Here is a 1223-nt window from a genome sequence, read left to right as displayed (position 1 = left end):
TACTAGTGCTGGATTCCTCAAAGGCGGTACACAAATCGCCGTCGGCATTGGCGGGTTGGTGGGGGCGGTCTGCCCCAGATCCAGGGTTTGGCGCGTGCGTTGAGCTGGGTGGTTGCGAGGCGGGTGGCCTGGTCGATCTCGTCGGGGCCGGCGAAGGACTGGCCGGCGAGGGCGGCCTTGCGGAAGATGCGCCACCAGCCTTCCTGGAGGTTGAGCCAGCAGGCGCCGACGGGGATGAAGACATGTCGTATCCGGGGATGGTCCTCGAGCCAGGTGCGGGTGGACAGGCTGTTGTGGGAGGACAGGTTGTCGGTGACGACAACGATCTCGCCGGTGGGGTTGGCGTCCTCGAGTACTTGTAGGAACTGTTGGTAGAAGACGCTGTTGCGGGAGGAGGCGGTCATGGTGACCTGTTGTCCGTCGCTGACGCGCAGGCCGCCGTAGACCCAGGTCTTCTCCGGTCCGCGGCCGTAGTCCAGCTCGTTCTTGATGCGGTGTCCGTCCGGCGACCAGCCCGGCGCCGGCGGGAAGGTGCGCGGGATCACCGGCCCCAGTTCGTCGACGCAGACGACCGTCGCGTCGGCGGGCGGGCAGGTGTACAGGCCGACGACCCGCGTCCTTTTCCCTCGAAGTCCGGGTCCTTGGAGCGGATCCAGGACCTGGTGCGACGCCACCGAACTCCCTCGGCCAGCAGGATCCTGCGGACCTGCGAGCGCCCGATCTCGATGCCGGCGGCTCGTGCCTGCTCGGCCAGTGCGTCCAGGGTCCACTCCGGCGGCCCCGCCGGGTCCTCCGCTTCCAGATCGCCACCCACCTGGACCGTGAGGCGGCCCGGCGGGGGCTGCTTGACCAGGGCGATGACCCGCGAGCGCTCGGCCTCGGTGATCCGACACTTGCGGCCCTGCCCGCCCAGATCCTCCAGGCCCTCCGTGCCGTCCCGGTTGAAGCGGTGCAGCCAGCGCCGCACGGTCTTCTGACTGCACGCCAGCTCGGATGCGATCGCGGGCACCCTCGACCCCACCCAGCTCAGCTCGACCATCCGAGCCCGCTGTACCAGATCCGCCGGTGCCTTCCGCGCCCTCGCCAATCGGCGAACCATAGCTTCCTCGCCCGAATCACGGCTCTGCCGCGCCCGCAGCACCACCCCGAACCACCCACCCCTGACCGACCGAACCGTCCCTCCACCAGCACATATACCCATCCAAAGAGGAATCCAGCACTAG

At 68.4% G+C, this 1223-nt stretch carries 2 protein-coding genes; both read right to left on the bottom strand.

All coding sequences use genetic code 11. The annotated features are described in order from the left end of the window. Nucleotides 1-17 precede the first annotated feature (17 nt). Nucleotides 18-602: an IS630 family transposase gene (locus PUR56_RS04370; RefSeq protein WP_329947910.1), complete on the bottom strand. Its 585-nt coding sequence runs from the start codon at nucleotides 600-602 to the stop codon at nucleotides 18-20. After that, the gene (locus PUR56_RS04365; protein ID WP_329947909.1) at nucleotides 542-1099 is read right to left on the bottom strand and encodes a helix-turn-helix domain-containing protein; all 558 of its coding nucleotides are present in this window, start codon (nucleotides 1097-1099) and stop codon (nucleotides 542-544) included. Before PUR56_RS04365 ends, PUR56_RS04370 begins: the two co-directional genes overlap by 61 nt. Nucleotides 1100-1223: the final 124 nt, after the last annotated feature.

It is taken from the genome of Streptomyces sp. BE303 (assembly GCF_036290945.1).
Taxonomy (GTDB): Bacteria; Actinomycetota; Actinomycetes; order Streptomycetales; family Streptomycetaceae; genus Kitasatospora.
The sequence above is the reverse complement of the archived record's forward strand: the minus strand, read 5'-3'. Positions and strand labels throughout refer to the sequence as shown.

Bases quoted from the DNA above. Each gene is read 5' to 3' on its own strand.
- PUR56_RS04365 (WP_329947909.1), bottom strand. From the start codon at position 1,099: ATGGTTCGCCGATTGGCGAGGGCGCGGAAGGCACCGGCGGATCTGGTA.